The organism is Silicimonas algicola, from assembly GCF_003970735.1.
Classification (GTDB): domain Bacteria; phylum Pseudomonadota; class Alphaproteobacteria; order Rhodobacterales; family Rhodobacteraceae; genus Silicimonas; species Silicimonas algicola.
Genome location: NZ_CP034588.1, coordinates 4,218,658 through 4,241,752 on the forward strand (window position 1 = coordinate 4,218,658; position 23,095 = coordinate 4,241,752).

A 23,095-nucleotide genomic window follows, 5' to 3' on the forward strand; every position below is an offset into this window, starting at 1 on the left:
GGGTCAGCGCGGTCCTCAGATCAAACCGAAGACCCGGTCGAAGTGCTTTTCCCAGGTCGGAAGCCTGTAGGCCCTCAGGGCCGCATGACGCCTGGACCGCTCTGCCAAGTCCTCGCTGGCCAACTCTCTGATGGCCCTGAACCATGCATACATGTCGCTTGTATCTGCGTAAATGGCCATGTCCCCTAGGTGGATCTCGGTCGTCCGTAGCGGCGCGGCGATCGTCGGAACACCCAATGTCGCCGCTTCGAACGGCGGCAGGCCATAGCCCTCGGCCAAGCTGGGAAAGAGCAGGGCCGTCGCACCTGTCAGATGCCGCTTCATCTCGCGATCCGGGAGCGGTCCAAGTTCGAAGACGGTGCGCCCCATCATCGGAGAGGTGTCCAGACGGTGGAACAACTCCTCGTTCTTCCACCCACGTGCGCCGATGATCCGCAGTTCGGGAATCCGCGCCTCATCCATCTTGCGATGCATCCGCTCCCAGATATCCAGAAGGAGCGCGTGGTTCTTTCGCGGCTCGATCGTCCCTATCGCGACAAAATACGGCTTTTCGGACACCTCGCGATCGATCGGCGGCGCGCCGATGTCGACCCCCAGAGGCGACACGACAACCGGTACGCGGTGGCCGGTGCCGATCATCCGTTGCTCGACCCTTTCGCGAACATCGTCGGACGGCACGACGATATGGTTCGCGAAGTTGATGACGGTCGTCAGCCGCTCGACGAACTTCGCCCGAGAGGCCTCGGTCTGGAATTCGGGGAAGTCGATGGGGATGGTGTCGTGGATCATTACCACCTTGGAATGATCCGGCATCTCCATCATCGCCCGCATCGTCTGCGGGTTGAGGTTCGTGTGACCGACGTTGAGATAGGCCAGCCCGTTCGGCATCCGCCACATGAACTTGCGGATCGACAGGCTTGGCATCCGCAGCGAAGCGATGGCGCGGATCGTCGACGCCTGATCGGCTCCGTCAAGATCCTCGCGGTCGAAGTATTCGGGAAGGCGACCCAGGCGATCCGGTTCGAAAAGAAGAAATCCGCGAGGCGTTCGGATGATGCCCCATCCCCCGCGCCGGATAACTTCTTCAAGGTAAGCACGTTCGACCCGATCGATGCCGGTCGCTGTCCCGTGTCCAAGTCGTGTAAACGACCTGCTCAGATCAAGAACCGGAGTAGCCAAGTTACGTGCTCGTTCTTCTTATCGCCCGTCGCAGGTCATCTTACTCGGCAGCGCGCGAGAGTGAGACAACCTCATTCAGATAGCGGGCAAATTCGTCATGCAGATCGTCACGCGCAAGCGCGAAACTGACCGTCGCCTGAAGAAACCCCGCCTTCGAGCCGCAGTCGAACCGCGTGCCTTCGAATTGCAGGCCATGCACCGGACGCTCGGCCTCGATCTCGGCAGCGATGGCGTCGGTCAACTGGATTTCTCCGCCGATCCCGGTCTTCGCCTTGTTGAGGTTGTTCATGACATCGGGCGTCAGGATATAGCGGCCGATCACCGCCAGGTTCGACGGTGCGTCGCGCTCCGGCTTCTCGACCATGCCCTTTACCTTGACCAGTCGACCGTGGGAATCCCCCTCGATGTCGAGAATGCCATAGGCCGAAGCCTTTTCTTCGGGCACCCGCATCGTGGCGACCATCGAGCCGCCGACCTCTTCGTAGGCTTCGGTCATCTGGGCGAGGCACGGCGTATCGGCCGCAATCACGTCGTCCGGCAGGATCACCGCGAAGGGCTCGTTTCCGACGAGGCGACGGGCGCACCAGACGGCGTGCCCAAGGCCCATGGGCTTGTGCTGGCGGATATAGGCGATGGCGCCGGAATCCATGTTGGTCGTCTTGAGGACCTCCAGAAGATCGGTCTTGTTCTTCTTGCGAAGCTCGCTTTCAAGCTCGGGGGCGTGGTCGAAGTAGTCCTCAAGCGCGGACTTGCCGCGCGAGGTCACGAAGATGAATTCCTTGATGCCTGCAGCGCGCGCTTCGTCGATCGCGTACTGGATCAGGGGACGATCCACGAGCGTCATGATCTCTTTCGGCACAGCTTTCGTCGCCGGAAGAAATCGCGTTCCCAGACCGGCGACAGGAAAGATCGCCTTCGTCACCTTACGCTTCATGCGTCTCTCACTCCACCGATGTCGCGCTTTTCACGCGTCTTATGACCAGCCCCGTTAACAATCTCACGGATCCCTCTCACATTTGCAACGCGACGCACTTCAACTTTCTTCCGGTAGGCAAATCGGCACCACTTGATCCACGGATCGGACCGTTCGGCACGACCGAACTGACCGCCTGTCTGAAGCCAGAACCCGGGGTCGACGTAACGCACACGATGGCGACGGTTGGTTAAAGAAAAGCTGAAGACACTGCATCGCTGGCCCGATGCGACCAGCTGACTGGCGTGCTCCACGAGACCGCGACGAGAGGCCAGCCTGCCTGTCAGAACCTCGTGCCCGGATGGAACCGCCATCATTGGAACGAAGGCATCAGGACTTTTCCCAATAGGCTCTAAGCTGGGCAAAGGCATCGAAAGCCCCACCTGCCACCCCTCTTTGAAGGTTCTCAGGATGCGACTTACGTCGCCGGGCTCGCAGCCTCCGTCGATCATGTGCCGCAACAGGCGCGCGCGTTCTCGGATCTCGATGCGGGCAACCAATTCGGACACATCGACACCTGGGTGCCGACGAAAGTAGAGCGCCGAACTTCGACCTATGTCGTGAAGGTCGAGAGGCACACGATCCGCCGTCCGTCGGACCGAGGCACCGAAGCCATGGTGAACTTCCGCCAACGGCGCCACCGCTGTGATATGGCCGGCATGGCAAAGGCGCATGGACAGGTCGGCGTCGTCCAGAAACCAGGCAAATGCTGGGTCGAACCCACCAAGTGACATCAGGATATCGCGTCGAACGGCCATGTTCGTACCGACCAGCTTCAACGCTCTTCCCGCCGAAAGCCTGGGCACGAACGCCTGTTCGCCTCTGTCCTCCTCGACATGTGTTTCCGCTTCCCGGTCGATCGACGTCACACGCGATTGAAAGCTCAGCCCGTTGCGGCCGCGTACGAATCCGACGGAGGCCGCCGCGCGCGTGGTGGCAAGGGCTTCGACGTGGTGCGCAAGCCAAAGAGGCTCCGGCACCGCGTCATCATCGATGAAGGCGCAGATCTCGCCGGCGGAGGCAGCGATCCCTGCATTCCGCGCCCTGGACAGGTTCGGCTCGTCGAACCTGACCCATTTCAGCGAGGAGACCTCGCCCGACGCCTGGCTTTCGGAGTCGGCCACAACGATCACTTCGAATGCGGGATAGTCGACCTGGCGCAGGGCCGTCAGACAGCGTCGAAGCCAATTCGGCCGGTGCCGGCTTGCAACGATGACGCTGACCCGGGGACCGTCCGACATCGGCCAGCCGTCATTCCTCGGCGAGCGTCACGCCCGGTGCGTAGGCAAGGAAGAACGGGTTCCGGAACGACGCCTTGCCATAGACAAGAGGGCGGTGGCTTTCCTTTTCGACGACCTGCCCACCGGCCGCGGTCAGAACCGCCTGTCCGGCTGCGGTATCCCATTCCATCGTCGGGCCGAGACGCGGATAGAAGTCGGCCTCACCCGCTGCGACCAGGCAGAACTTCAGGGACGAGCCTGCGCTGACAAGATCCGCGACGCCGTAGCGGGCGATATAATCGTCCGTCGCCTGATCCCGGTGCGACTTTGACGCGACAACGCGAAGGCCGGAATTGATCGGTTCAGAGACAGAAATGGCTCGGGTCTCGCCCATCTTCTCAAGATCGAAGCTCCCGCTCTCCTCGACCGCGCCGCCGTCCGCGCGGGTCAGGAACATACGTTGCTTGGCGGGCGCATAAACCGCGCCAAGCGTGGGCACGCCGTCCTCGACAAGGGCGATGTTGACGGTGAAGTCTCCGCGACGCTGCACGAACTCCTTGGTGCCGTCGAGCGGATCGACAATCAAAAAGGTTCGGGCGTCGAGACTGTGGGTTGCGGCCTGCTCTTCGGTCACGAGCGGCAGATCGGGAAATTCGGCGCGAAGGCCAGCCGAGATCAGGCGATCCGCGGCCTCGTCCGCTTCGGTCACGGGAGAGGCGTCTTCCTTCGACCTCACACCCATGTCGTCACGCTCATAGACTTCCATGATCGCGGCACCGGCCTCAATGGACAGGCGGCGCATTGCCGAAACCAGGGCTTCCCGGTCGTAAGTCATCACTTTTTCCATTTCGCGTGCTGTCCTTCACCACCGACACGGCTTATGATCGCGCGAACCTCGACAGACAACCCCGAAGCCCCTGGCGGGCACGTTGAGTACAGGCATGTTCCGACACGAACACAATCCATCGCTGGTCTATGGCGCCTATCGCCTGCTCGACCTGACGTATCACAACACCGTCCGTTCGGTCCGCAAGGGACACCGGGACGCTGTATTCGCCATTCTCTCAAGCATCCTGCAGACGCTTGTGATGGTTGCCGCGTTCTACCTCTTCATGTCCGTGATCGGGCTGCGACAGATGGCGATCCGCGGCGATTACGTCCTCTACATCATGTCGGGCGTCTTCGTCTTCATGGTCCACATCAAGGCGATGAGCAGCGTCGTGTCGTCCGAGGGTCCGACCGCTGCGATGATGCAGCATCTTCCGATGTCACCCACGATCTCGATCTGGTCGTCGGCCTTCAGCGCGCTGTACACCCAGATCATCGCAATGGCCGCCATCCTCGTCGGATATCATCTGCTGTGGCACCCACTGGTCGTCCACCAACCGGTCGGCGCCTTCGCGATGCTTCTGCTCGCATGGTTGTCGGGCGTTGCGATCGGCACGGTGTTGCTGGCCGCCAAGCCTTGGGTTCCGCAGCCAGTCGGCGTCGCGCAGCAGATCTATTCGCGTTTCAACATGTTCGCGTCGGGCAAGATGTTCGTCGCCAACGCCCTTCCCGCGAAGATGATCGCCATATTTTCATGGAATCCGCTGTTCCACATCATCGACCAGGGACGCGGCTACATCTTCATCAACTACAATCCCCTGAAGTCCTCTCTGACGTACCCGATCGTGGTCACAGCCATCCTTCTGATCATCGGCCTCATCTGCGAAAGCCAGACACGCAAGCACGTCTCGCTTAGCTGGACCGCCGGAAAATGATGCGCCTCGCTGTCGTCATCGCCTGCTTCGCCGCACCGGCGGCAGCGACGCAGGATGGCTGGCCTGCCCTCTATGACGTCTCGGGAGTTGCGGCGAACGACAGTCTCAATATCCGAAGCGAACCCGGAACTGGCGGCGATGTCATCGGGACGATCGAACCAGATGCGCGAGGGATCGAGGTTGTCAGGCCCAGTCAGCATCAGACATGGGGCCTCGTGAACCATGGCGAGACGACGGGGTGGGTTTCGCTCTCCTTCCTTGCGCGTCGACCGGGTCAGTGGCTGGGTCATGTGCCCGAGATACGCACTTGCTTCGGAACAGAGCCATTCTGGAACCTGTCGTTCGACGGCAATGCCATCGCCTGGTCGACCCCCGACGAAACGGCCGTCGGAGAACGTCTAGAGACATGGTCGACGCTGAACAGGCGCGATCTCCACGCTTTCGGTCTGCGGATCTCGCCGGACGATGAACCAGAGCGCGAGGGTGTCGCGATGCTTTCCCTCGCCTCGTGCAGCGACGGGATGAGCGACCGCGAGTTCGGCCTGAGGCTTGACCTTCTCCTCGGCACCTCCGACGAGCGAACTCTCCTGTCGGGATGCTGCTCCATTCAGCCGCCAGACGAGCGCCGGTGAACGGCAGGCGTCACCTCGCCGTGATCACGGCGCTCGCCGCCGCCTGCCCCGTCAACGCCGCCGACACTCTTGGCCAGATGACGGGCTTTCTCGACCAGGAAAGGCATACGTGGCACTTCATCGCCTTTGACCAGCGACAGAGACACGTCTCGAGCGCCAGCTTCCGCCAGACGCCCTACAAGGCGGAGCTGATCCTGCACGGACATGCCGAGCCGCATTTCGCCAGCCGCGGCGGGCTGTCCATCGAGGTGCGCTACAAGGGCACCTTCGACATGGGAGCGACACCCGTTGGACTGGACATCCTGTATCTGCCTGAAGGCCTGCGCGGTCCCATCTGGACCAGCAGCAACGCTGACGCGGCCCCAACGTTCGAGATCACGGACTTCACCGTCTGGGGAGAGGTGGGTCATGTCGAGGCTGTATTCTTCGCGCGACTCTGCCTGCGGCGCACGATCTACGCTCCGACCGATCGCAACACCTGCAAGACGCTCAACGGGCAGATCGCAACGGCACTTGTGGCGGAAGGGTCCTAGCCCGCAACGCGGAGGGTCACGTTGATGCGCCCTCCCTCGGGCAAAAGCGACGACGATCCGAACCGGATGCGGTCGATGCCGTGAAAGGCGAGACGCGCCGCCCCGGCAAGGACAGCCACGTCGCCGGAATCGAGCCACACGCTTTCGGTCGCGCCACCTCGCGAAGTGCCGCCGACACGGAACAGCGCCGAGTCTCCAAGCGAGATCGATACGACGGGCCAGGACGTGTCCGTCTCGTCTCGGTCCTGATGCATCCCCATTTTCGCGCCCTCGCCGTAGAAGTTGACGAGACACGAATCGGGTGGACGCGACGTGCCGGACACCGTGTTCCAGACGTCCAGGATGGACGTCGGTATTCCCGGCCAGCGATCCCCGTCCGGCTGCATCGGGTCATAGCGATATCCGGAACGATCCGTGACCCAGCCAAGGTCGCCCGCCGCCGTCATCCGGACGCTCATTCTGCGACCGCCGGGCGTCTCGTAGCGCCGGAACGGTGCAGCCGTCGCGACCTCTCGCAGGTCGGCGACCATCGCGTCCTGCGAAGGCTTGTCCAGAAGGCCTTTCCAGATCGAAACGCCCCTGACATCAAGAACGGACTCCGTCACCTTCCCGGCTCCTTCAAGTGACTCGCATTGCAGGCACTTCGCCGCCTCACCGCGCTTGCAGCACCGAAAGGCCCTCCCTATATAGCGCCGGGAAGCCGTGATGCCCCATGGCATCGCAAAATCACACTCCGGGATGGGACCGCGGCGCCGCAACGGGCCAACGTCCCTCATATCGCCGCAAGAGAGGACATGAGCATGGGTAAAGTTATCGGTATCGACCTCGGGACCACCAACAGCTGCGTCGCCATCATGGACGGATCGCAACCCCGGGTGATCGAGAACGCAGAAGGCGCGCGGACCACGCCGTCTATCGTCGCTTTCACCGAAAGCGAAAGGCTTGTGGGACAGCCCGCCAAGCGCCAGGCCGTCACCAACCCCGAGAACACCGTTTTTGCCGTGAAGCGTCTGATAGGTCGCCGCCTGGGCGACGCCGAGGTCGAGAAAGACAAGAAGCTCGTCCCCTACAAGATCATCGACGGCGGCAACGGCGACGCCTGGGTCGAAGTGCGCGGCGAGAAGTACTCTCCCTCGCAGGTCTCGGCCTTCATCCTTCAGAAGATGAAGGAAACCGCTGAATCCTACCTTGGCGAAAAAGTCGACCAGGCCGTCATCACGGTTCCGGCCTACTTCAACGACGCTCAGCGTCAGGCGACCAAGGACGCGGGCAAGATTGCCGGCCTCGAAGTCCTGCGCATCATCAACGAGCCGACGGCGGCGGCGCTCGCCTATGGTCTCGACAAGAAGGAATCGCGCACCATCGCGGTCTACGACCTCGGCGGCGGCACCTTCGACATCACCATCCTCGAAATCGACGACGGCCTGTTCGAAGTAAAGTCGACCAACGGCGACACGTTCCTCGGCGGCGAAGACTTCGACATGCGGATCGTCCACTACCTGGCGGACGAGTTCAAGAAAGAGCACGGCGTCGACCTGACGCTCGACAAGATGGCGCTTCAGCGCCTGAAGGAAGCGGCCGAGAAAGCCAAGATCGAGCTTTCGTCCTCGAACCAGACCGAGATCAACCAGCCGTTCATCTCGATGGATCGCAACACCGGCCAGCCTCTGCACATGGTCGTCAAGATGACCCGCGCGAAGCTGGAGTCCCTCGTCGGCGACCTCATCAAGAATTCGATCAAGCCGTGCCAGGCCGCGCTCAAGGACGCGGGCCTGTCGACGTCGGACATCGACGAAGTGGTGCTGGTCGGCGGTATGACCCGCATGCCCAAGGTCGTGGAAGAGGTGACGAAGTTCTTCGGGAAAGAGCCCCATAAAGGCGTCAACCCGGACGAAGTCGTGGCACTTGGCGCGGCGATCCAGGCCGGCGTCCTGCAGGGTGACGTGAAGGACGTCGTCCTTCTGGACGTCACGCCGCTGTCGCTTGGCATCGAGACGCTCGGCGGCGTCTTCACGCGCCTGATCGACCGCAACACGACGATCCCGACCAAGAAGTCGCAGATCTTCTCGACCGCCGAGGACAACCAGAACGCCGTGACCATCCGGGTCTTCCAGGGTGAACGCGAGATGGCGTCCGACAACAAGATGCTCGGCCAGTTCAATCTCGAGGATATCCCGCCCGCGCCCCGCGGCCTGCCCCAGATCGAGGTCACGTTCGACATCGACGCCAACGGCATCGTGTCGGTCAGCGCCAAGGACAAGGGCACGAACAAGGAACAGAAGATCACGATCCAGGCGTCGGGCGGTCTGTCCGACGAAGAGATCCAGAAGATGGTCCGCGACGCCGAGGAGAACGCCGAGTCCGACAAGAAGCGCAAGGACCTGGTCGAGGCCCGCAACGCGGCCGAAAGCCTTGTCCACCGGACCGAGCGCGACATCCAGGAGCATGGCGAGAAGGTCGATCCCTCGACGGTCGAAGCGATCGAGCTTGCCGTCGCAAACCTCAAGGAGCAGATGGAAACCGATGACGCGGGCAAAATCCGCGGCGGAATCCAGAATGTGACCGAGGCCGCGATGCGTCTGGGCGAGGCGATCTACAAGGCCCAGTCCGAGGGCGGCGAAGAAACCTCCGGCGACGAGGGTCCCCGCGGCGTGGACGACGACATCGTCGACGCCGACTTCGAGGACCTTGGCGACAACAAGCGCGGCTGAGGCGCATCCGAACGCGATCCAGGCCGGCCCAGCCCGATTGGGCCGGCCTTCGCGTTCAGAAGGGGATGAGACATGGCTAAGCGCGACTACTACGAGGTTCTCGGGATCTCGAAGGGCGCATCCGCCGAGGAGATCAAGAAGGCCTACCGCACCAAGGCGAAGGTTCTTCACCCTGACCGGAACGCCGATAAACCGGACGCGGAAGCGCAGTTCAAGGAAGTGAACGAGGCCTACGAGGTCCTCAAGGATGCCGACAAGAAGGCCGCGTACGACCGGTTCGGTCACGGCGCCTTCGACGGCAGCATGGGAGGCCCGCGCCCAGGACCGGGCGGCGCCTACGCAGGCGGCGATTTCGCTTCAGCCTTCTCGGATGTCTTCGACGACCTCTTCGGCGACATCATGGGCCGCCGTGGCGGCGCCGGCGGCCAGCGCGCGGTCCGCGGCTCGGACCTCCGCTACAGCCTTCGGGTGAGCCTCGAAGAAGCCTACAAGGGAATGCAGAAGACGATCAGCGTCCCGACCGCCTTGACCTGCGACACTTGCAAGGGCACGGGCGCCGAGGGCGGGACCGAGCCGCAGACCTGCCCGACCTGCTCGGGCATGGGCAAGGTCAGGGCAAGCCAGGGGTTTTTCACGGTCGAGCGCACCTGTCCGACGTGTCAGGGCTTGGGCAAAATCATCAAGAACCCGTGCAAGGTTTGCGGCGGCGCCGGTCGGATCGAGAAAGAGCGTTCTCTCTCGGTCAACATCCCGGCGGGCGTCGAAACCGGCACGCGCATCCGGCTGGCGGGTGAGGGCGAAGCGGGACTGCGCGGCGGACCCGCGGGCGACCTCTACATCTTCATCGAGGTGAAGGACCACGCCATATTCCAGCGCGACGGCGTCAATCTTTACTGTCGTGTTCCGGTCTCGATGACCTCTGCCGCACTTGGCGGCGACATCGAGGTGCCCACGATCGACGGTGGCCGCAGCCGGGTCAAGGTGCCCTCCGGCAGTCAGTCCGGCCGTCAGATGCGCCTGCGCGGCAAGGGGATGCCGTCGCTGCGGGGCGGCGCGTCCGGCGACATGATGATCGAACTCGCCGTCGAGACGCCCGTGAATCTGACGGGACGCCAGAAAGAGCTTCTGAAGGAATTCGAGAAGCTGTCGGAAGAGAACAACCCCGAAAGCGCGGGATTCTTTCGGACGGTGAAGAACTTCTGGGACGGCATGAAGGGCTGATCGTCCCCGACTTCGCGACAAAACTGGCCGATCTCGTGAACCGGGGTCGGCCTTTCGCATAATGCGCCGCAATTTCCCCGTAAACTTTGTAGAATGTGACCGAATGTGGTCTCAATTGGGGCGTTAATCGGTTCTGCACCTGTCCGGTGCTTGTCGCGAGTGAAGCCCATGACCCCTATCGAGCGCGTGTCCGCGAAATCCCGAGCCTTGGCCACCCTCGGTCTCGAGACGCATGTGAACCAGGGGGATTTGAAGGCCGCCTTCCGCAAGCTCGCTTTCGAAAAGCATCCCGACCGTGCGCAGGGGACGGGAGACGAATTCGCCCGGATCACCGACGCCTTCCGCTTCCTGTCGGACAACGCGGGTCAACTGGGAATCCCCGAAGCCCCGCCGGCGCCCCGCGTCGTGTCCACCCGCCGGGTCAGTCGTCCGACCGTCGAGCCGACGGAATCGGTGCTCGACGATCTTGCCATGGCTGAGTGCCGAGCAGCGTTCGAAGGCGACGTCAGCGGCACGGTCCATGTCGCCAGCCGGCTATACCGCACCGGCCGCCGGCTGACCTACTACGTCGCCACGCCAGCCGGTCAGGGGCTTAACCGCGTTTCGGTCCCGACGGGAGACCTGATAGACACGCGCCGCGTCTGCCCGGTCATCGTCACACTCGATTCGCGCGAGATTTTCGGCTGTGTCTATGAAGTGCCCGCGGCGGACTGCGCAAAGAGCTTCCCGGGCGCGCGCAGCGTCAGCTTCCGCTTCTCCCAGTAAGCCTTCCTTAACCGGACATCGCGCACATCTTCGGCATGGATCAAGCCCATGCCTTCGATGATGCGCCGCTTCCGCTCTTCACCGCGCCCGCTACGCCTGGCCGCCTGCCATCCTACCTGAAGGACCATCGCGCGCGGTTGCGGCAGCGATTCCTGGATGGCGGCGCGACAGCCATGCCGGACTATGAGCTGCTTGAACTCGTGCTCTTCCGCGCGATCCCTCGTCAGGACGTGAAGCCCCTTGCGCGAATGCTTCTGGACATGTTTGGGGATTTCAGCAGCGTCCTGTCTGCGTCGCGCGAAAGGCTTGCCGGGATCGACGGCGTCGGCGGCGCGGTGATCGTGGAGTTGAAGATCGTCGAAGCTGCGGCGCACCGCCTGGCACGCGCCCGCGTCATCGACCGCCCGGCGATCTCGGGCTGGGACGCGTTGCTCGCCTACTGCCGCACGACGATGGCGCACCGCGAGACCGAACAGTTCCGCATCCTGTTCCTCGACCGCAAGAACGTCCTGATCGCCGACGAGGAACAAGCGAGCGGAACCGTGGACCACGTCCCGGTCTATCCGCGAGAGGTCGTGAAGCGCGCGCTCGAACTCAACGCATCGGCCATCATACTGGTCCACAACCATCCGTCCGGTGACCCCTCTCCGTCAGAGGCCGACATTGCCGTTACCCGCCAGATCGGCGAGGCGGCGCGCGCTTTGTCGATCGTACTGCACGATCACCTCGTGATCGGCGCTGCACAGGAATTCTCTTTCCGGGCCGAAGGCTATCTCTGACGCACCCAGACCTCGACGCGGGCGTTGACGCGCCGTCCCCAAGCTGTGTCATTGCAGGCCATCGGCATCGCCTCTCCGAAGGCAATGGTTTCCAGTCGGGCTGGTTCTCCGTTGAGGGTGGCTTCCACGGCGCTCCGAACCACCTCGGCGCGTTTCTGGGACAAGCGCAAATTGTCGTCCTGTGCCCCAGTGCCGTCCGAGAAGCCTGCAAACACGATCGCCTCGCCATCGAACGCGCCGGCTGCAATCGCTTCGCCCAGGCGGCGGACGCTGGACGCGGACTGAGGATCGAGTTGGCTGGACCCCTCGAGGAAGCGGAACGTCAGGGTAAGGCGATCCATTGAAAGGAGGATGCCGACCATATCGCGAACGGCAGCCATCGCCGCGGGTTCTTCTCCGGCGGACAGGACCGCGTTCGCCACGCGGTCGCCTTGTCGGTCGAACCCGATGCGTTCGATGGACTGGTCGACGAAGCCAGCCGCGCGCACCACACGCTGTGCATCCTCGCTTCGCGCGAAAGCGATGAAATCGCGCAGGACCTTGGGCTGCCGGGCTCCAAGGCGCTGGAGGAAGAGAGGCTGCGTCAGAGGATAATCCTCGGCCTTGATGGTGGCGCGCGTGGCCGGCACGGCGAGGCCGCAGGCGCCGCCGATCACAAGGGGCACGGCACTCCCCATCGTGGAGAAGCTTGCGATTCCGAGAGCCTGGGGGTCGGCCGCCACGACCGAAGACAGCGCGGTGCCATCCGCGTGCAGCTGGGCGGAGGCAAAGGGTGCTCCGGGGTTCAGCAAGGACGGCAGGCGGTCTGCGTCCTGAGGAAGATGAAGCACCACGGGGATGTCAGGACCTCCGAGGTCCGCCCACGACGCTAGCCGACCCGACAGAAGCTCCGAGAGTTGCGTCGCCGACACCATGGCCCTTGCGTTGTCGGGCGCCACGACAGGCACGAAGGCGTCGAGCGCGATGACGTCTTGCCTGACGGCATCCTGGCCCGCGCGCGGCCCAAGGGACACGTCGACTTCGCGCGCAGCAAGCCGGGCAAGGGAATCACCGTCGACCGCTGCATCGACTACGGCGACGAGGCGGTCGGAGGTGATTTCGGTCAACTCCCAGATATGCCCGGAATCGTCACCGTTTCGGGAGGAAAGGCGCAGTCCTTGCCGATCGGCGAACGCCTGCATGAGGCGCGGCATGAGGCGATGCACCGCAGAACTGGTCCCTGCGACCCGCGCCCTCGCAACCAGTCCGGAGAGGTCGGGACAGTCGACACCCGCACAGGTGACGTCGCCGCTGTCCAGGGTTACGGCGCCGAAGCCCGTGTCGATGCGGAAGAACTCGCCATCGAAAGAAAGAAGCTCGCCTTCCATCGAAAGGCTGCCGTCGAGCGTCGTCAGCACGACAGACCCTGCTGAAACCGGCGACGCCAATCCAAGGCCAGCCATGAGAATGAGGCAACGCAGGATCATGGGTCCGACCCGTTCAGCGTTCTGCGATCCTGGTGTGGTCGAACAGGTTTTTCAAGCGCGTCACCTGGCCGACATGTCTGCACCCCGGCATCTCCATCTCGAACGCCCGCACGGTCGGCAGTCCCGAAGCGCGTGACTGTATGGCCGTCGCGCTGACCGTGCGGCCGCAATTCGCAGATGTGACCTCGGCAACGACGACGAGTTCTGTCGTCTCTGACCCGGAATAGACTTCGGCGGACGCTCCACCGCTACCATCTCCCAGACGATAAGACCTTTCTTCGCCGAGGGTGTCGGGGGCCTGCATGCGCAAGACTTGCGGTCCCGACCAAGAGAGCACGGCGTGATGCGTGATGCGTGCATCAGGCATGAAAAGCGATGCCGCCACAGGGGCTCCGTCGACCTCGGCAGCGACCCGGACATCAAGGGAAAGCGCGGGGATCGTCACGGAATAGGCGCCACGCCCGTCAAGCCTTCCGTCCAGACGAAATGTGCCGTCCGTAAGCGAAACGCCTCGGCCGCCGCCGCACGGAGCCAGGATGGCAACGGCGACCGCGGCATCACCGGCGGCCGACAGCGTCATTAGCGGGTCGCACGCGGCATCGACGCGACTGCCGGGTGAGTGGATGATCGGAACCAGGGTCGCTGCCGGAGGAACGGGAAGAGGCCGGGGAACGTCGCGTCTGCGAAGCTCTGGCGCCGCGTCGGGAGCCTCGTCCATCCGAACGACGGGGTCGCGGTCCGCCAGCACGGTTTGCATGATGTGGCCGGTCAGAAACGCGATGAGCAGCACGACAGCAACTGTCGCCGCCCTGCGCCGATCCGGCGGGAAAGGTATGCCCATCTCTGCCTCCGTCCGGCCCGCTCTGCGACGGGTCCGAGTTCTTCTCCGACAGACTAGGGAAAATCGGCAAGGACGCCCGCCCGCAAGTGCTGCCGGCGGGATTTCACCCGGTATTGAGACGATTGGGCCACAGGCCGAAGGTCAGAGAGCTCCGTGGCAATGCTTGAACTTCTTGCCCGATCCGCAGGGACAGGCGTCGTTCCGGCCCGGATTGCCCCAGGTCGACTGATCCGTCTCGTCGAAGCCCTCGACCGCCCCTGTCGGCGCCGGATCGGCGTCGTTGGAGACCGGGGTCGCCGCCGCTGCCTGTGCCTGCCTCTGGGCGACCATCTGCTGCAACATCGCCTGTTGCTCTTCTTCGGTCATTGGCCGGATATGCGCCAGCTTCTCGGAGACCTCGCCTCGCAGACCGTCGATCAGGCTGCCGAAAAGCTGGAACGCCTCGGTCTTGTACTCGTTCACCGGGTCGCGCTGCGCATAGGCACGGAAGCCAACGACGGACCGAAGATGCTCGAGCGTCAGGATGTGCTCCCGCCACTTCGCATCCATCGTCTGAAGCAGGATCTGCTTCTCGATCGACCGCATGTTCTCGGACCCGAAGGCATCCGCCTTTGCGGCCATGAACTCGTCGGACTTCTCATAGAGACGCTCACGGATGTCGTGGTCGTCGACGCCCTCTTCCTCGGCCCATTCAACGATCGGGACGGTGATGCCCACCTTCTTCTCGATCTCGGCCTTCAGCGCGACGGTGTCCCATTGGTCCGCATAGGACTTGGGAGGCATGTAGGTGTCGACCAGATCGTCGATGACCTCGTGCCGCATGTCCTGAAGGATTTCCTCGACGTCATTCGTCTCCATGATCTCGCGGCGCTGCTTGAAGATGACCTTGCGCTGGTCGTTCAGAACGTCGTCGAGCTTCAGAAGTTGCTTGCGGATGTCGAAGTTGCGGCCCTCCACCTTGGCCTGCGCGCGCTCCAGCGACTTGTTGACCCAAGGGTGCTGGATCGCCTCTCCTTCCTGCATCCCGAGAGTGTGCAGGACCTTGTCCAGACGCTCGGATCCGAAAATGCGCATCAGGTCGTCTTCCAGCGACAGGGAGAACGCCGAACGGCCGGGGTCGCCCTGACGGCCCGAACGGCCGCGAAGCTGGTTGTCGATCCGTCGGCTTTCGTGGCGCTCGGTGCCGAGGACGAACAGGCCACCCGCCTCCAGCACCTTCCGCTTGTCGTCGGCGTGCTCGGCCTCGATGCGCGACCGGATCACTTCGGGATCGGCGTCGGGATCCGCCTCCAAAGCTTCCAGCACCCGCAGTTCGACGTTACCGCCAAGCTGGATGTCGGTACCGCGGCCGGCCATGTTCGTCGCTATGGTCACCGCGTTCGGCTTGCCGGCATCTGCAACGATCTGCGCTTCCTGCTCGTGGTGCCGGGCATTCAGCACCTTGTGCGGGATGCCTTCCTTTTCCAGCAATCCGGAGAGGAATTCGGACCTCTCGATGGAGGTCGTGCCGACCAGCACCGGCTGGCCCTTTTCGTGCGCGGCGCGGATTTCCTTGACGATGCCATCGTATTTTTCGCGGGCCGTGCGATAGATCTGGTCGTCCTCATCCACGCGGGCGATATCGCGGTTCGTCGGGATCTCGACCACGCCAAGGCGATAGATCTCGCCGAACTCCTCGGCCTCGGTCGCCGCCGTGCCGGTCATACCGGCAAGCTTTTCGTAGAGGCGGAAGTAGTTCTGGAATGTCACGCTGGCGAGCGTCACGTTCTCGGGCTGGATCTGGACGCCTTCCTTGGCCTCGATCGCCTGGTGGAGACCGTCGGAAAGACGCCGACCGGCCATCATCCTGCCCGTGAACTCGTCGATCAGGACGATTTCGTCACTGCGGACGATATAGTCCTTGTCCTTCGTGAACAGCTTGTGCGCACGTAGACCCTGGTTGATGTGGTGAACCAGCGTCGTTGACTCGGGATCGTAAAGCGATTGCTCTTCCGGCAGAAGACCGGCGCTGTGGAGCCGCTGCTCCAGGAACTCGTTGCCCTCTTCCGTGTAGGTCACGTTTCGGGTCTTCTCGTCGAGCGTATAGTGCTCGGGCAGGACCTCGGGAATGATCTCGTTGATCGTCCTGTAAAGCTCGGAGCGGTCCTGGCTCGGTCCCGAGATGATCAGCGGCGTCCGCGCCTCGTCGATCAGGATCGAGTCGACCTCGTCGACGATGGCGTAATAGTGCCCTCGCTGCGCCATGTCGGCCAGCGACGCCTTCATGTTGTCGCGAAGGTAGTCGAAGCCAAGCTCGTTGTTCGTGGCGTAGGTAATGTCGGCCTTGTAGGCCTCGCGCTTCTCGGCTTCGTTCTGGCCGGGATAGACCACGCCGGTCGTCAGGCCGAGCTGCGCATAGACCTTCCCCATCCAGCTTGAGTCCCGCTTCGCGAGATAGTCGTTCACCGTCACGATATGGACGTTCTTGCCCGTCAGCGCGTTCAGGTAGGCCGGGAAGGTGGCGACAAGGGTTTTGCCCTCGCCGGTCTTCATCTCGGCGATGTTGCCCTGGTGCAGGAAGATGCCACCGACGAGCTGTACGTCGAAGGCCCGCAGACCCAGGGCGCGCCTGGCGGCCTCACGGCAGTTCGCAAAGGCTTCGGGAAGCAGGTCGTCAAGGCTTTCGCCCTTCGCCACACGCTCCTTGAACTCGGCCGTCTTCGCCTTCAGACCGTCATCCGACAGCGCCGCGAACTCGGGCTCCAGTGCGTTGATCCGCGCGATGAGAGGGTCTGTTGCCTTGATCCTGCGGTCATTGACCGTTCCAAAGACCTTCTTTGCAATCGTTCCGAATCCGAGCATTCAAACCGCCTTTTCGCGTGAACCTGACGAGATCGTGTGAGGGGATGCGCTTGCCCGTGCCACCGGCCCGCCATAGAACGGCGAAGCGATTGCCGCCTCACCACAACGTTCAGCGATGTAAGGGGCGGGTTTCAGACTGTCAACGTCGCGGACCCGCGCGGCTTCGAGCGAGGAAAACAAATGACCATCAGGCCAACCCTGCCGGCCCTGGCGACCGCCGTCGCCCTGTGCCTGCCTACATTTGCAGCAGCCCAGGACACTCCGGTCGCGGAAACCCCTTCCACCGACGCCCCGGCCGCCGAAGCGCCCGCGACCGACGCCCCCGTCGCCGAGGCCCCGGCGGGCGAAGCGCCGGATGCAGAGACCGTTGTCGCCACAGTGAACGGCACGGATATCACGCTTGGACACATGATCGTGCTTAAGCAGCGCCTGCCGGAGCAGTATCGCCAGCTTCCGCCGAATGTCCTTTTCGACGGGATCCTCGACCAGCTCGTGCAGCAGACCCTTCTCGGTCAAGAAGTCGAGCAGCTATCGGCTGGGTCGCAATTGACCATCGACAACGAAATGCGTGCGCTTCGCGCCAATGAAGAGCTGTCGCGTCTGGCCCAGTCCGCGGTGACGGACGAGGCCCTGCAAGCCGCCTATGACGCAAGCTATGGCTCGGCCGAGCCTGGGACGGAGTACAACGCGTCCCACATCCTGGTTGCGACCGAGGATGAGGCGAAGGCGCTCGTCGAGGAAATCAACGGCGGCGCCGACTTCGCCGAATTGGCCAAGACCAAGTCGACCGGCCCATCCGGCCCCCGCGGTGGCGAGTTGGGCTGGTTCGGCGAAGGCGCGATGGTCGAACCCTTCGAAGTTGCCGTCAAAGCCATGGAGCCCGGCAGCGTGTCGGCTCCGGTCCAGACGCAGTTCGGCTGGCATGTCATCAAGCTGAACGAGACGCGCCAGGCAACGGCGCCGGCCCTCGATGACGTTCGCACCGAGCTTATGGATCAGGTGCAGCGCAGCGCCATCGAGGCGCGGATCGAAGAACTGACCTCGGCGGCCGATGTGACGCGCAAATCCTCGGCCGACATCGACCCTGCGGTCCTCGACGATCTGAGCCTCCTGGGGGAATAGATGGCTGGAAAATATCCCGTCTCTCCGCTTGCGCCGAAGGACGGGTTTCCCGCCCTTCCCCCTATTGCCGGCGTCCGTTTCTCGACGGTCGCCGCTGGCGTCCGCTACGCTGGCCGCACCGACGTGATGCTGGCCGAGCTGGCGCCGGGCACCGTCATGGCGGGCACGTTCACGCGCTCGAGGACACGGTCGGCGCCCGTTCTGGACTGCGAAGCGAAGATCGGGGGTGGGTCTGATGAAGGCGCCGCCATTCTGGTCAACTCCGGCAACTCGAACGCCTTCACCGGCATCCGGGGTGTCGAGGCGGTGAGGGCGGTGACCGCCAAGGTGTCGGACGCCCTCGGCATTCCCGAGGGTCGGGTCTTCACCTCCTCTACTGGCGTCATCGGCGAGCCGCTCCCCCATGACCGCATCACTGCTGTCATTGCGGCCTTGCGTGACACCCTCACCGAGACGGGCATCGCGGACGCCGCACGTGCGATCATGACGACAGACACCTTCCCCAAGGGATCGGTCAGAACGTTCGAAGTGAACGGAAAAATAGTCACTATCGCCGGGATCGCGAAGGGTTCCGGCATGATTGCTCCCGATATGGGGACGATGCTGGTCTACATCTTCACCGATGCGATGACCGACCGTGCGCACCTTCAGTCGCTCGTCTCGCGGTCCACGGATCGCACGTTCAATTGTATCACCGTCGACAGCGACACCTCGACTTCGGATACACTCCTCTGCGCGGCCACCGGGGCGTCGGGCGTCGACGTTCGGGAAGACGACGCGTTCGCTCAGGCGCTCGAGGAGGTGATGGACGACCTCGCCAAGCAGGTCGTCAAGGATGGCGAGGGGGCGACTAAATTCGTGACGGTCAACGTCTTGGGCGCAGCATCGGATGCCGACGCGCGCCGTGTCGCCATGGCCATCGCCAACTCCCCTCTCGTCAAGACCGCAATTGCTGGCCAGGATCCCAACTGGGGCCGCGTCGTCATGGCCGTTGGCAAATCCGGCGCCGAAGCCGACCGGGACCGGCTTTCCATCCGCTTCGGTGATATTCTCGTCGCGGAGAACGGCATGGTCGCGGACGGCTATCGCGAGGCCGATGCGGCGGCGCACATGAAGGGTGAAAACGTCACTGTTTCGGTGGATTTGGGCCTCGGTCAAGGGACATCGACCGTCTTCACCTGCGATCTGACCGCGCAATACATAGCGATCAACGCAGACTACAGGTCGTGAAGACAGTCCTTGTTTCGGCCGTTGCGCTGATCGATCCCGACGGGCGGATTTTGCTGGCGCAACGCCCGGAAGGGAAAAGCCTGGCTGGTCTGTGGGAGTTCCCGGGCGGAAAGGTCGAACCCGGCGAAACGCCCGAGGCAGCCTTGATCCGCGAGCTTCACGAGGAGATCGGGATTGAAACCTGGCAAAGCTGCCTCGCCCCCCTGACCTTCGCAAGCCACAGCTATGACGACTTTCACCTGCTGATGCCGCTGTTCGCATGCCGCAAATGGCAGGGCACACCTACGGCGCGCGAGGGCCAGGTGCTGAAATGGGTTCGGCCGACAGCACTTCGCGACTATCCCATGCCGCCCGCCGATCTGCCTCTGATCCCGATCCTGCGCGACTGGCTCTAAGGCCCTATCCGAAAGGTGAGCAGATTTTGGGTGATTTCACCCAAGGCTTCGTGTAGCTCGGTAGATGCCTGCCTGGGGGGGACGTCGGCACATGCTCAAAACAATTCTGCTTGGCAGCTGCGTGTCAGCGCGGGGTATCTTCGTACAGACGCTCGCCGATGGCCGCGTGTCGGTCCGCATCGGCAACCGCATCGTAAGCGGCCAGCCCGTCTGACGCCCTCCTGAACGAAAAAGGGCCGCCGAACGGCGACCCCTCAAGCACTTCAGTTCCCGCCCGATCAGGCGAGCCTGCGCTCGACCTCTTCCCGCTCGAAGATCTCGATGACGTCGCCGGGGCGAATGTCCTCGTAGTTCTCGAACGCCATGCCGCATTCCTGGCCAGAGATGACTTCGGCCACCTCGTCCTTGAAGCGCTTGAGCGTCTTGAGCGTACCCTCGTGGATCACGACGTTGTCGCGCAGAAGACGCACGCCGGCAGACCGGCGCGCCACGCCTTCGGTGACGAGGCAGCCCGCGACCTTGCCGACGTTGGAGACCTTGAAGACCTCCTTGATCTGGGCGTAGCCGATGAACTTTTCTCGCACTTCGGCGGACAGAAGACCCGAGGCGGCCTGCTTCACGTCGTCGACGAGGTCGTAGATCACGCTGTAATAGCGGATCTCGACACCCTTCTGGTTCGCGGCCTGGCGCGCGGGCGCGTTTGCCCGGACGTTGAAGCCGAACACGGGGGCACCGGACGCCTCGGCCAGGCCGATGTCGGACTCGGTGATCGCGCCGACGCCCGAGTGCAGGACGCGCACGCGGACCTCGTCGTTGCCGATCTTCTCCATCGCCTGAACGATGGCTTCGGCCGACCCTTGGACGTCCGCCTTCACGACGATCGGCATCTCGGTGACGCTCTCGTCTTCCTTGGCCTTCAGCATCAACTGCTCGAGAGTCGTCGCGGCGCCGGCGGCTGCGCGCTTTTCTTTCGCCAGGCTGGCACGATAGTCAGCGATCTCGCGGGCCTGTGCCTCGGTCGAAACGACGTTCAGGACGTCGCCCGCCTCGGGCGTGCCGTTGAGACCCAGGACCTCGACCGGGACCGACGGGCCCGCGTCCTTGACGCGCTCGCCCTTGTCGTTCTCCAGCGCACGGACCTTGCCCCACTGTTCGCCGACGACGAAGATGTCGCCCTGCCGCAATGTGCCGTTCTGCACGAGGACAGTCGCGACAGGACCGCGGCCCACGTCGAGCTTGGCCTCGATGACGGCGCCAAGAGCGTTGCGTTCCGGGTTCGCCTTGAGTTCAAGAATCTCGGCCTGAAGGGCGATGGCTTCCAGAAGCTGGTCCAGTCCCTTGCCGCTGATCGCGGAAACCTCGACGTCCTGCACGTCGCCGGACATCTTCTCGACCACGACTTCGTGCTGAAGAAGGTCTGTCCGCACCTTGTCGGCATTGGCGGCAGGCTTGTCCATCTTGTTGATCGCAACGATCATCGGGACCTTGGCGGCCTTGGCGTGGTTGATGGCTTCGATCGTCTGCGGCATGACGGCATCATCGGCCGCCACGACCAGCACCACAATGTCCGTCACCTGCGCGCCACGGGCCCGCATGGAGGTGAAGGCGGCATGGCCCGGCGTGTCGAGGAAGGTTAGCTTCTGGCCGCTTTCTGTCGTCACCTGATAGGCGCCGATGTGCTGGGTGATGCCCCCGGCCTCGCCGGACACAACCTTGGCGCTGCGGATGGCGTCCAGAAGCGATGTCTTGCCGTGATCCACGTGACCCATGACTGTGATAACCGGGGGACGGGTCTGAAGATCAACCGCGTTGTCCTCGACCGAGTGGATGACCTGCTCTACGTCGGACGCGCTGACGCGCTGCGCCTTGTGACCGAATTCCTCGATGATGACCTCCGCAGTATCGGCGTCGATCGCCTGGTTCTGTGTCGCCATGATCCCGGCGTTCATCAGCGACTTGACCACGTCGGCCACACGCTCGGACATGCGGTTGGCCAGTTCCGACACCATGATGGCCTCGGGAAGCTGAACTGTGCGCATGACCTTTTCGCGATCCTGCTGACCGCCCATTGCCTTCTGGCGCGCGCGCTCCTGCTTGCGCTTCATCGCGGCGAGAGACTTCTGGCGTCCACCCTCGCCGCCGGCCAAGGCCTGATTCAGCGTCAGCTTACCGGAACGGCGGGCGTCATCGCGAACCACGCGGGTGCCTTTTTCGCGCCGGTCGTCGCGGTCGTCGCGCTCACGGCGGGGCGCCGCGGCCGGGGCCGTCTTGGCCGCGCGCGAGGCAGCGTCCTCGGCCGGAACTGCAGGCTGGGCGGCCGCTGCGGCTGCTGCCGCGACGCGCTCTTCTTCCTCGCGTTTCTTTTGCTCTTCCTCTTCGGCCTTGGCGCGAGCCTTCTCGGCGCGCTCGTTCTCTTCGCGCTCCTTGGCTTCGATTTCGGCGCGGCGACGCTCGCGTTCTTCGGCGCGGTCCCGCGCTTCCTGCTCGCGGCGGACGGCTTCTTCGGCGGCGACAGCGTTCGCTGTGGCGACAGCCCTCACACGGCGTTCCAGTTCGGCATCCGAGATGCCCGCAGGACGATTCGACGGATTGGTCGCGGGCGAGTGGACCGCACCTGTCTTCAGGGCAGCCTTTGCGGCACCCGGCTTCGGCACGACGACGCGCTTCCGCTTCGTCTCGACGACGACGTTCTTTGTCCGGCCGTGGCTGAAGCTTTGCTTCACCTGGCCAGGTCCGCGTCCGCGCAGTCCCAGTGTGTTCTTGCCGTCTGTATCGCTCATGTAATCTTCTTCAACTTCCCGCCGTCCCCTTGGACGGCAAATCGCGAACGCCGGATAGCCGGATGGCGTCCTCTCTGATCCGTTCAGTGAGTCCGCCGTGTCCGAGCGCCGCATGTATCACACGTTCGCGCCCGAAGGACAAACCCAATTCTGACGAGGTCAAGACCTCGAAAAAGCTGCCCCGGCCGCCCGGCGGATGGAGCTTCGACTTGCCACGTTCAGAGCCGTCGGTGGCCTGAAACAGGATGCGGGCTTCCTCGCGGCCAAGCCAGTCCTTGACCTTTTCGTATCCCGCTACGGCGGCACCGGCCTTCCGGGCCATCGAAATGCCGTCCGTCAGCCGCTTGGCAAGCAGGGTCTCGACATCGTCGACCAGGGTCTCCGAGACCTCGACCGGCTGCTTCGCGGCGCGTGAGAACAGGCGTTTCGTCACGGCGGTGTGCAGCGCAGACCGCTCAGACGCTATCCAGATGCCCCTTCCCGGGAGTTTTTCAAGGATGTCGGGGACAATTTTACCGTCCGGCGACACCGCAAAGCGGATCAGCCCACGCTTGGGCTGGACTTCGCCGGTCGCGATGCATCGGCGTTCAGGGTCGCCGTGCTCCTTGGGTTTGCCGCCTCGGGTCAATCGAGCTACCTGCCGG

The 23,095-nt window shown here is 63.5% G+C and carries 21 protein-coding genes; 11 read left to right on the top strand and 10 right to left on the bottom strand.

Annotation, left to right across the window (positions count from 1 at the left end):
- Nucleotides 1-15: 15 nt before the first annotated feature.
- Genes EF888_RS20935 through cysQ form a run of 4 tightly spaced genes read right to left on the bottom strand, consistent with a single transcriptional unit; the run spans nucleotide 16 to nucleotide 4,207 of the window.
- Nucleotides 16-1,179, bottom strand: a complete 1,164-nt coding sequence (locus EF888_RS20935) for a glycosyltransferase family 4 protein (protein WP_109759148.1) — start codon at nucleotides 1,177-1,179, stop codon at nucleotides 16-18.
- Between the two features lie 40 nt (nucleotides 1,180-1,219).
- On the bottom strand, nucleotides 1,220-2,113 hold the full coding sequence (galU, locus tag EF888_RS20940; RefSeq protein ID WP_109759149.1) for a UTP--glucose-1-phosphate uridylyltransferase GalU: 894 nt from the start codon (nucleotides 2,111-2,113) through the stop codon (nucleotides 1,220-1,222).
- The gene (locus tag EF888_RS20945; protein WP_109759150.1) at nucleotides 2,110-3,393 is read right to left on the bottom strand and encodes a glycosyltransferase family 2 protein; all 1,284 of its coding nucleotides are present in this window, start codon (nucleotides 3,391-3,393) and stop codon (nucleotides 2,110-2,112) included. The genes galU and EF888_RS20945 overlap by 4 nt, the downstream gene beginning before the upstream one ends.
- A 10-nt stretch (nucleotides 3,394-3,403) precedes the next feature.
- On the bottom strand, nucleotides 3,404-4,207 hold the full coding sequence (gene cysQ, locus EF888_RS20950) for a 3'(2'),5'-bisphosphate nucleotidase CysQ (RefSeq protein ID WP_109759368.1): 804 nt from the start codon (nucleotides 4,205-4,207) through the stop codon (nucleotides 3,404-3,406).
- A 106-nt stretch (nucleotides 4,208-4,313) separates the two neighbouring features.
- Between cysQ and EF888_RS20955 the strand changes: the two genes are divergently transcribed.
- From EF888_RS20955 to EF888_RS20965, 3 genes are read left to right on the top strand one after another with little or no spacing between them, the layout of a single operon-like run.
- A complete protein-coding gene (locus EF888_RS20955; protein ID WP_109759151.1) occupies nucleotides 4,314-5,135 on the top strand; it encodes an ABC transporter permease in 822 nt (273 codons plus the stop codon).
- Nucleotides 5,132-5,767, top strand: coding sequence for an SH3 domain-containing protein (locus EF888_RS20960; RefSeq protein ID WP_109759152.1), 636 nt, complete (start codon nucleotides 5,132-5,134; stop codon nucleotides 5,765-5,767). The genes EF888_RS20955 and EF888_RS20960 overlap by 4 nt, the downstream gene beginning before the upstream one ends.
- Complete coding sequence (locus EF888_RS20965; protein ID WP_109759153.1) at nucleotides 5,764-6,300, top strand: hypothetical protein; 537 nt, start codon at nucleotides 5,764-5,766, stop codon at nucleotides 6,298-6,300. The genes EF888_RS20960 and EF888_RS20965 overlap by 4 nt, the downstream gene beginning before the upstream one ends.
- On the opposite strand, the gene EF888_RS20970 is transcribed toward EF888_RS20965, so the two are convergent.
- A complete protein-coding gene (locus EF888_RS20970) occupies nucleotides 6,297-6,905 on the bottom strand; it encodes an alpha-ketoglutarate-dependent dioxygenase AlkB family protein (RefSeq protein ID WP_241239753.1) in 609 nt (202 codons plus the stop codon). The genes EF888_RS20965 and EF888_RS20970 overlap by 4 nt on opposite strands.
- Nucleotides 6,906-7,100: 195 nt before the next feature.
- Here EF888_RS20970 and dnaK point away from each other — a divergent pair, with 195 nt between their 5' ends.
- The 4 genes from dnaK (at nucleotide 7,101) to radC (ending at nucleotide 11,776) form a co-directional block, all read left to right on the top strand.
- On the top strand, nucleotides 7,101-9,011 hold the full coding sequence (dnaK, locus tag EF888_RS20975) for a molecular chaperone DnaK (RefSeq protein ID WP_109759155.1): 1,911 nt from the start codon (nucleotides 7,101-7,103) through the stop codon (nucleotides 9,009-9,011).
- 72 nt (nucleotides 9,012-9,083) lie between these two features.
- Nucleotides 9,084-10,232, top strand: coding sequence for a molecular chaperone DnaJ (gene dnaJ, locus EF888_RS20980; protein ID WP_109759156.1), 1,149 nt, complete (start codon nucleotides 9,084-9,086; stop codon nucleotides 10,230-10,232).
- Nucleotides 10,233-10,400: 168 nt separating this feature from the next.
- Entirely contained in the window at nucleotides 10,401-10,997 is a 597-nt protein-coding gene (locus tag EF888_RS20985; RefSeq protein WP_109759157.1) for a J domain-containing protein, read from the top strand.
- A gap of 35 nt (nucleotides 10,998-11,032) precedes the next feature.
- A complete protein-coding gene (radC, locus tag EF888_RS20990; RefSeq protein ID WP_109759158.1) occupies nucleotides 11,033-11,776 on the top strand; it encodes a RadC family protein in 744 nt (247 codons plus the stop codon).
- Here radC and EF888_RS20995 read toward each other — a convergent pair.
- The 3 genes from EF888_RS20995 to secA form a co-directional block, all read right to left on the bottom strand.
- On the bottom strand, nucleotides 11,767-13,242 hold the full coding sequence (locus EF888_RS20995) for a phosphate ABC transporter substrate-binding/OmpA family protein (protein ID WP_109759159.1): 1,476 nt from the start codon (nucleotides 13,240-13,242) through the stop codon (nucleotides 11,767-11,769). The genes radC and EF888_RS20995 overlap by 10 nt on opposite strands.
- A gap of 13 nt (nucleotides 13,243-13,255) precedes the next feature.
- Nucleotides 13,256-13,822, bottom strand: coding sequence for a hypothetical protein (locus tag EF888_RS21000; RefSeq protein ID WP_164721777.1), 567 nt, complete (start codon nucleotides 13,820-13,822; stop codon nucleotides 13,256-13,258).
- 402 nt (nucleotides 13,823-14,224) lie between these two features.
- Complete coding sequence (gene secA / locus EF888_RS21005) at nucleotides 14,225-16,924, bottom strand: preprotein translocase subunit SecA (RefSeq protein ID WP_109759161.1); 2,700 nt, start codon at nucleotides 16,922-16,924, stop codon at nucleotides 14,225-14,227.
- A gap of 180 nt (nucleotides 16,925-17,104) precedes the next feature.
- Between secA and EF888_RS21010 the strand changes: the two genes are divergently transcribed.
- From EF888_RS21010 to EF888_RS22495, 4 genes are all read left to right on the top strand, one after another.
- Nucleotides 17,105-18,046 carry a peptidylprolyl isomerase gene (locus EF888_RS21010; RefSeq protein ID WP_109759162.1) on the top strand — a complete coding sequence of 314 codons (942 nt, stop codon included), beginning with the start codon at nucleotides 17,105-17,107 and terminating at the stop codon, nucleotides 18,044-18,046.
- A complete protein-coding gene (argJ, locus tag EF888_RS21015) occupies nucleotides 18,047-19,276 on the top strand; it encodes a bifunctional glutamate N-acetyltransferase/amino-acid acetyltransferase ArgJ (RefSeq protein WP_109759163.1) in 1,230 nt (409 codons plus the stop codon).
- On the top strand, nucleotides 19,273-19,671 hold the full coding sequence (mutT, locus tag EF888_RS21020; RefSeq protein WP_109759164.1) for an 8-oxo-dGTP diphosphatase MutT: 399 nt from the start codon (nucleotides 19,273-19,275) through the stop codon (nucleotides 19,669-19,671). Before argJ ends, mutT begins: the two co-directional genes overlap by 4 nt.
- Nucleotides 19,672-19,762: 91 nt before the next feature.
- Nucleotides 19,763-19,885, top strand: a complete 123-nt coding sequence (locus tag EF888_RS22495; protein WP_277601027.1) for a hypothetical protein — start codon at nucleotides 19,763-19,765, stop codon at nucleotides 19,883-19,885.
- 64 nt (nucleotides 19,886-19,949) lie between these two features.
- Here EF888_RS22495 and infB read toward each other — a convergent pair whose 3' ends face one another.
- Together infB and EF888_RS21030 are read right to left on the bottom strand one after the other, a co-directional pair.
- Nucleotides 19,950-22,451, bottom strand: coding sequence for a translation initiation factor IF-2 (gene infB / locus EF888_RS21025; protein WP_109759165.1), 2,502 nt, complete (start codon nucleotides 22,449-22,451; stop codon nucleotides 19,950-19,952).
- Nucleotides 22,452-22,461: 10 nt separating this feature from the next.
- The gene (locus tag EF888_RS21030) at nucleotides 22,462-23,079 is read right to left on the bottom strand and encodes an RNA-binding protein (RefSeq protein WP_109759166.1); all 618 of its coding nucleotides are present in this window, start codon (nucleotides 23,077-23,079) and stop codon (nucleotides 22,462-22,464) included.
- Nucleotides 23,080-23,095: the final 16 nt, after the last annotated feature.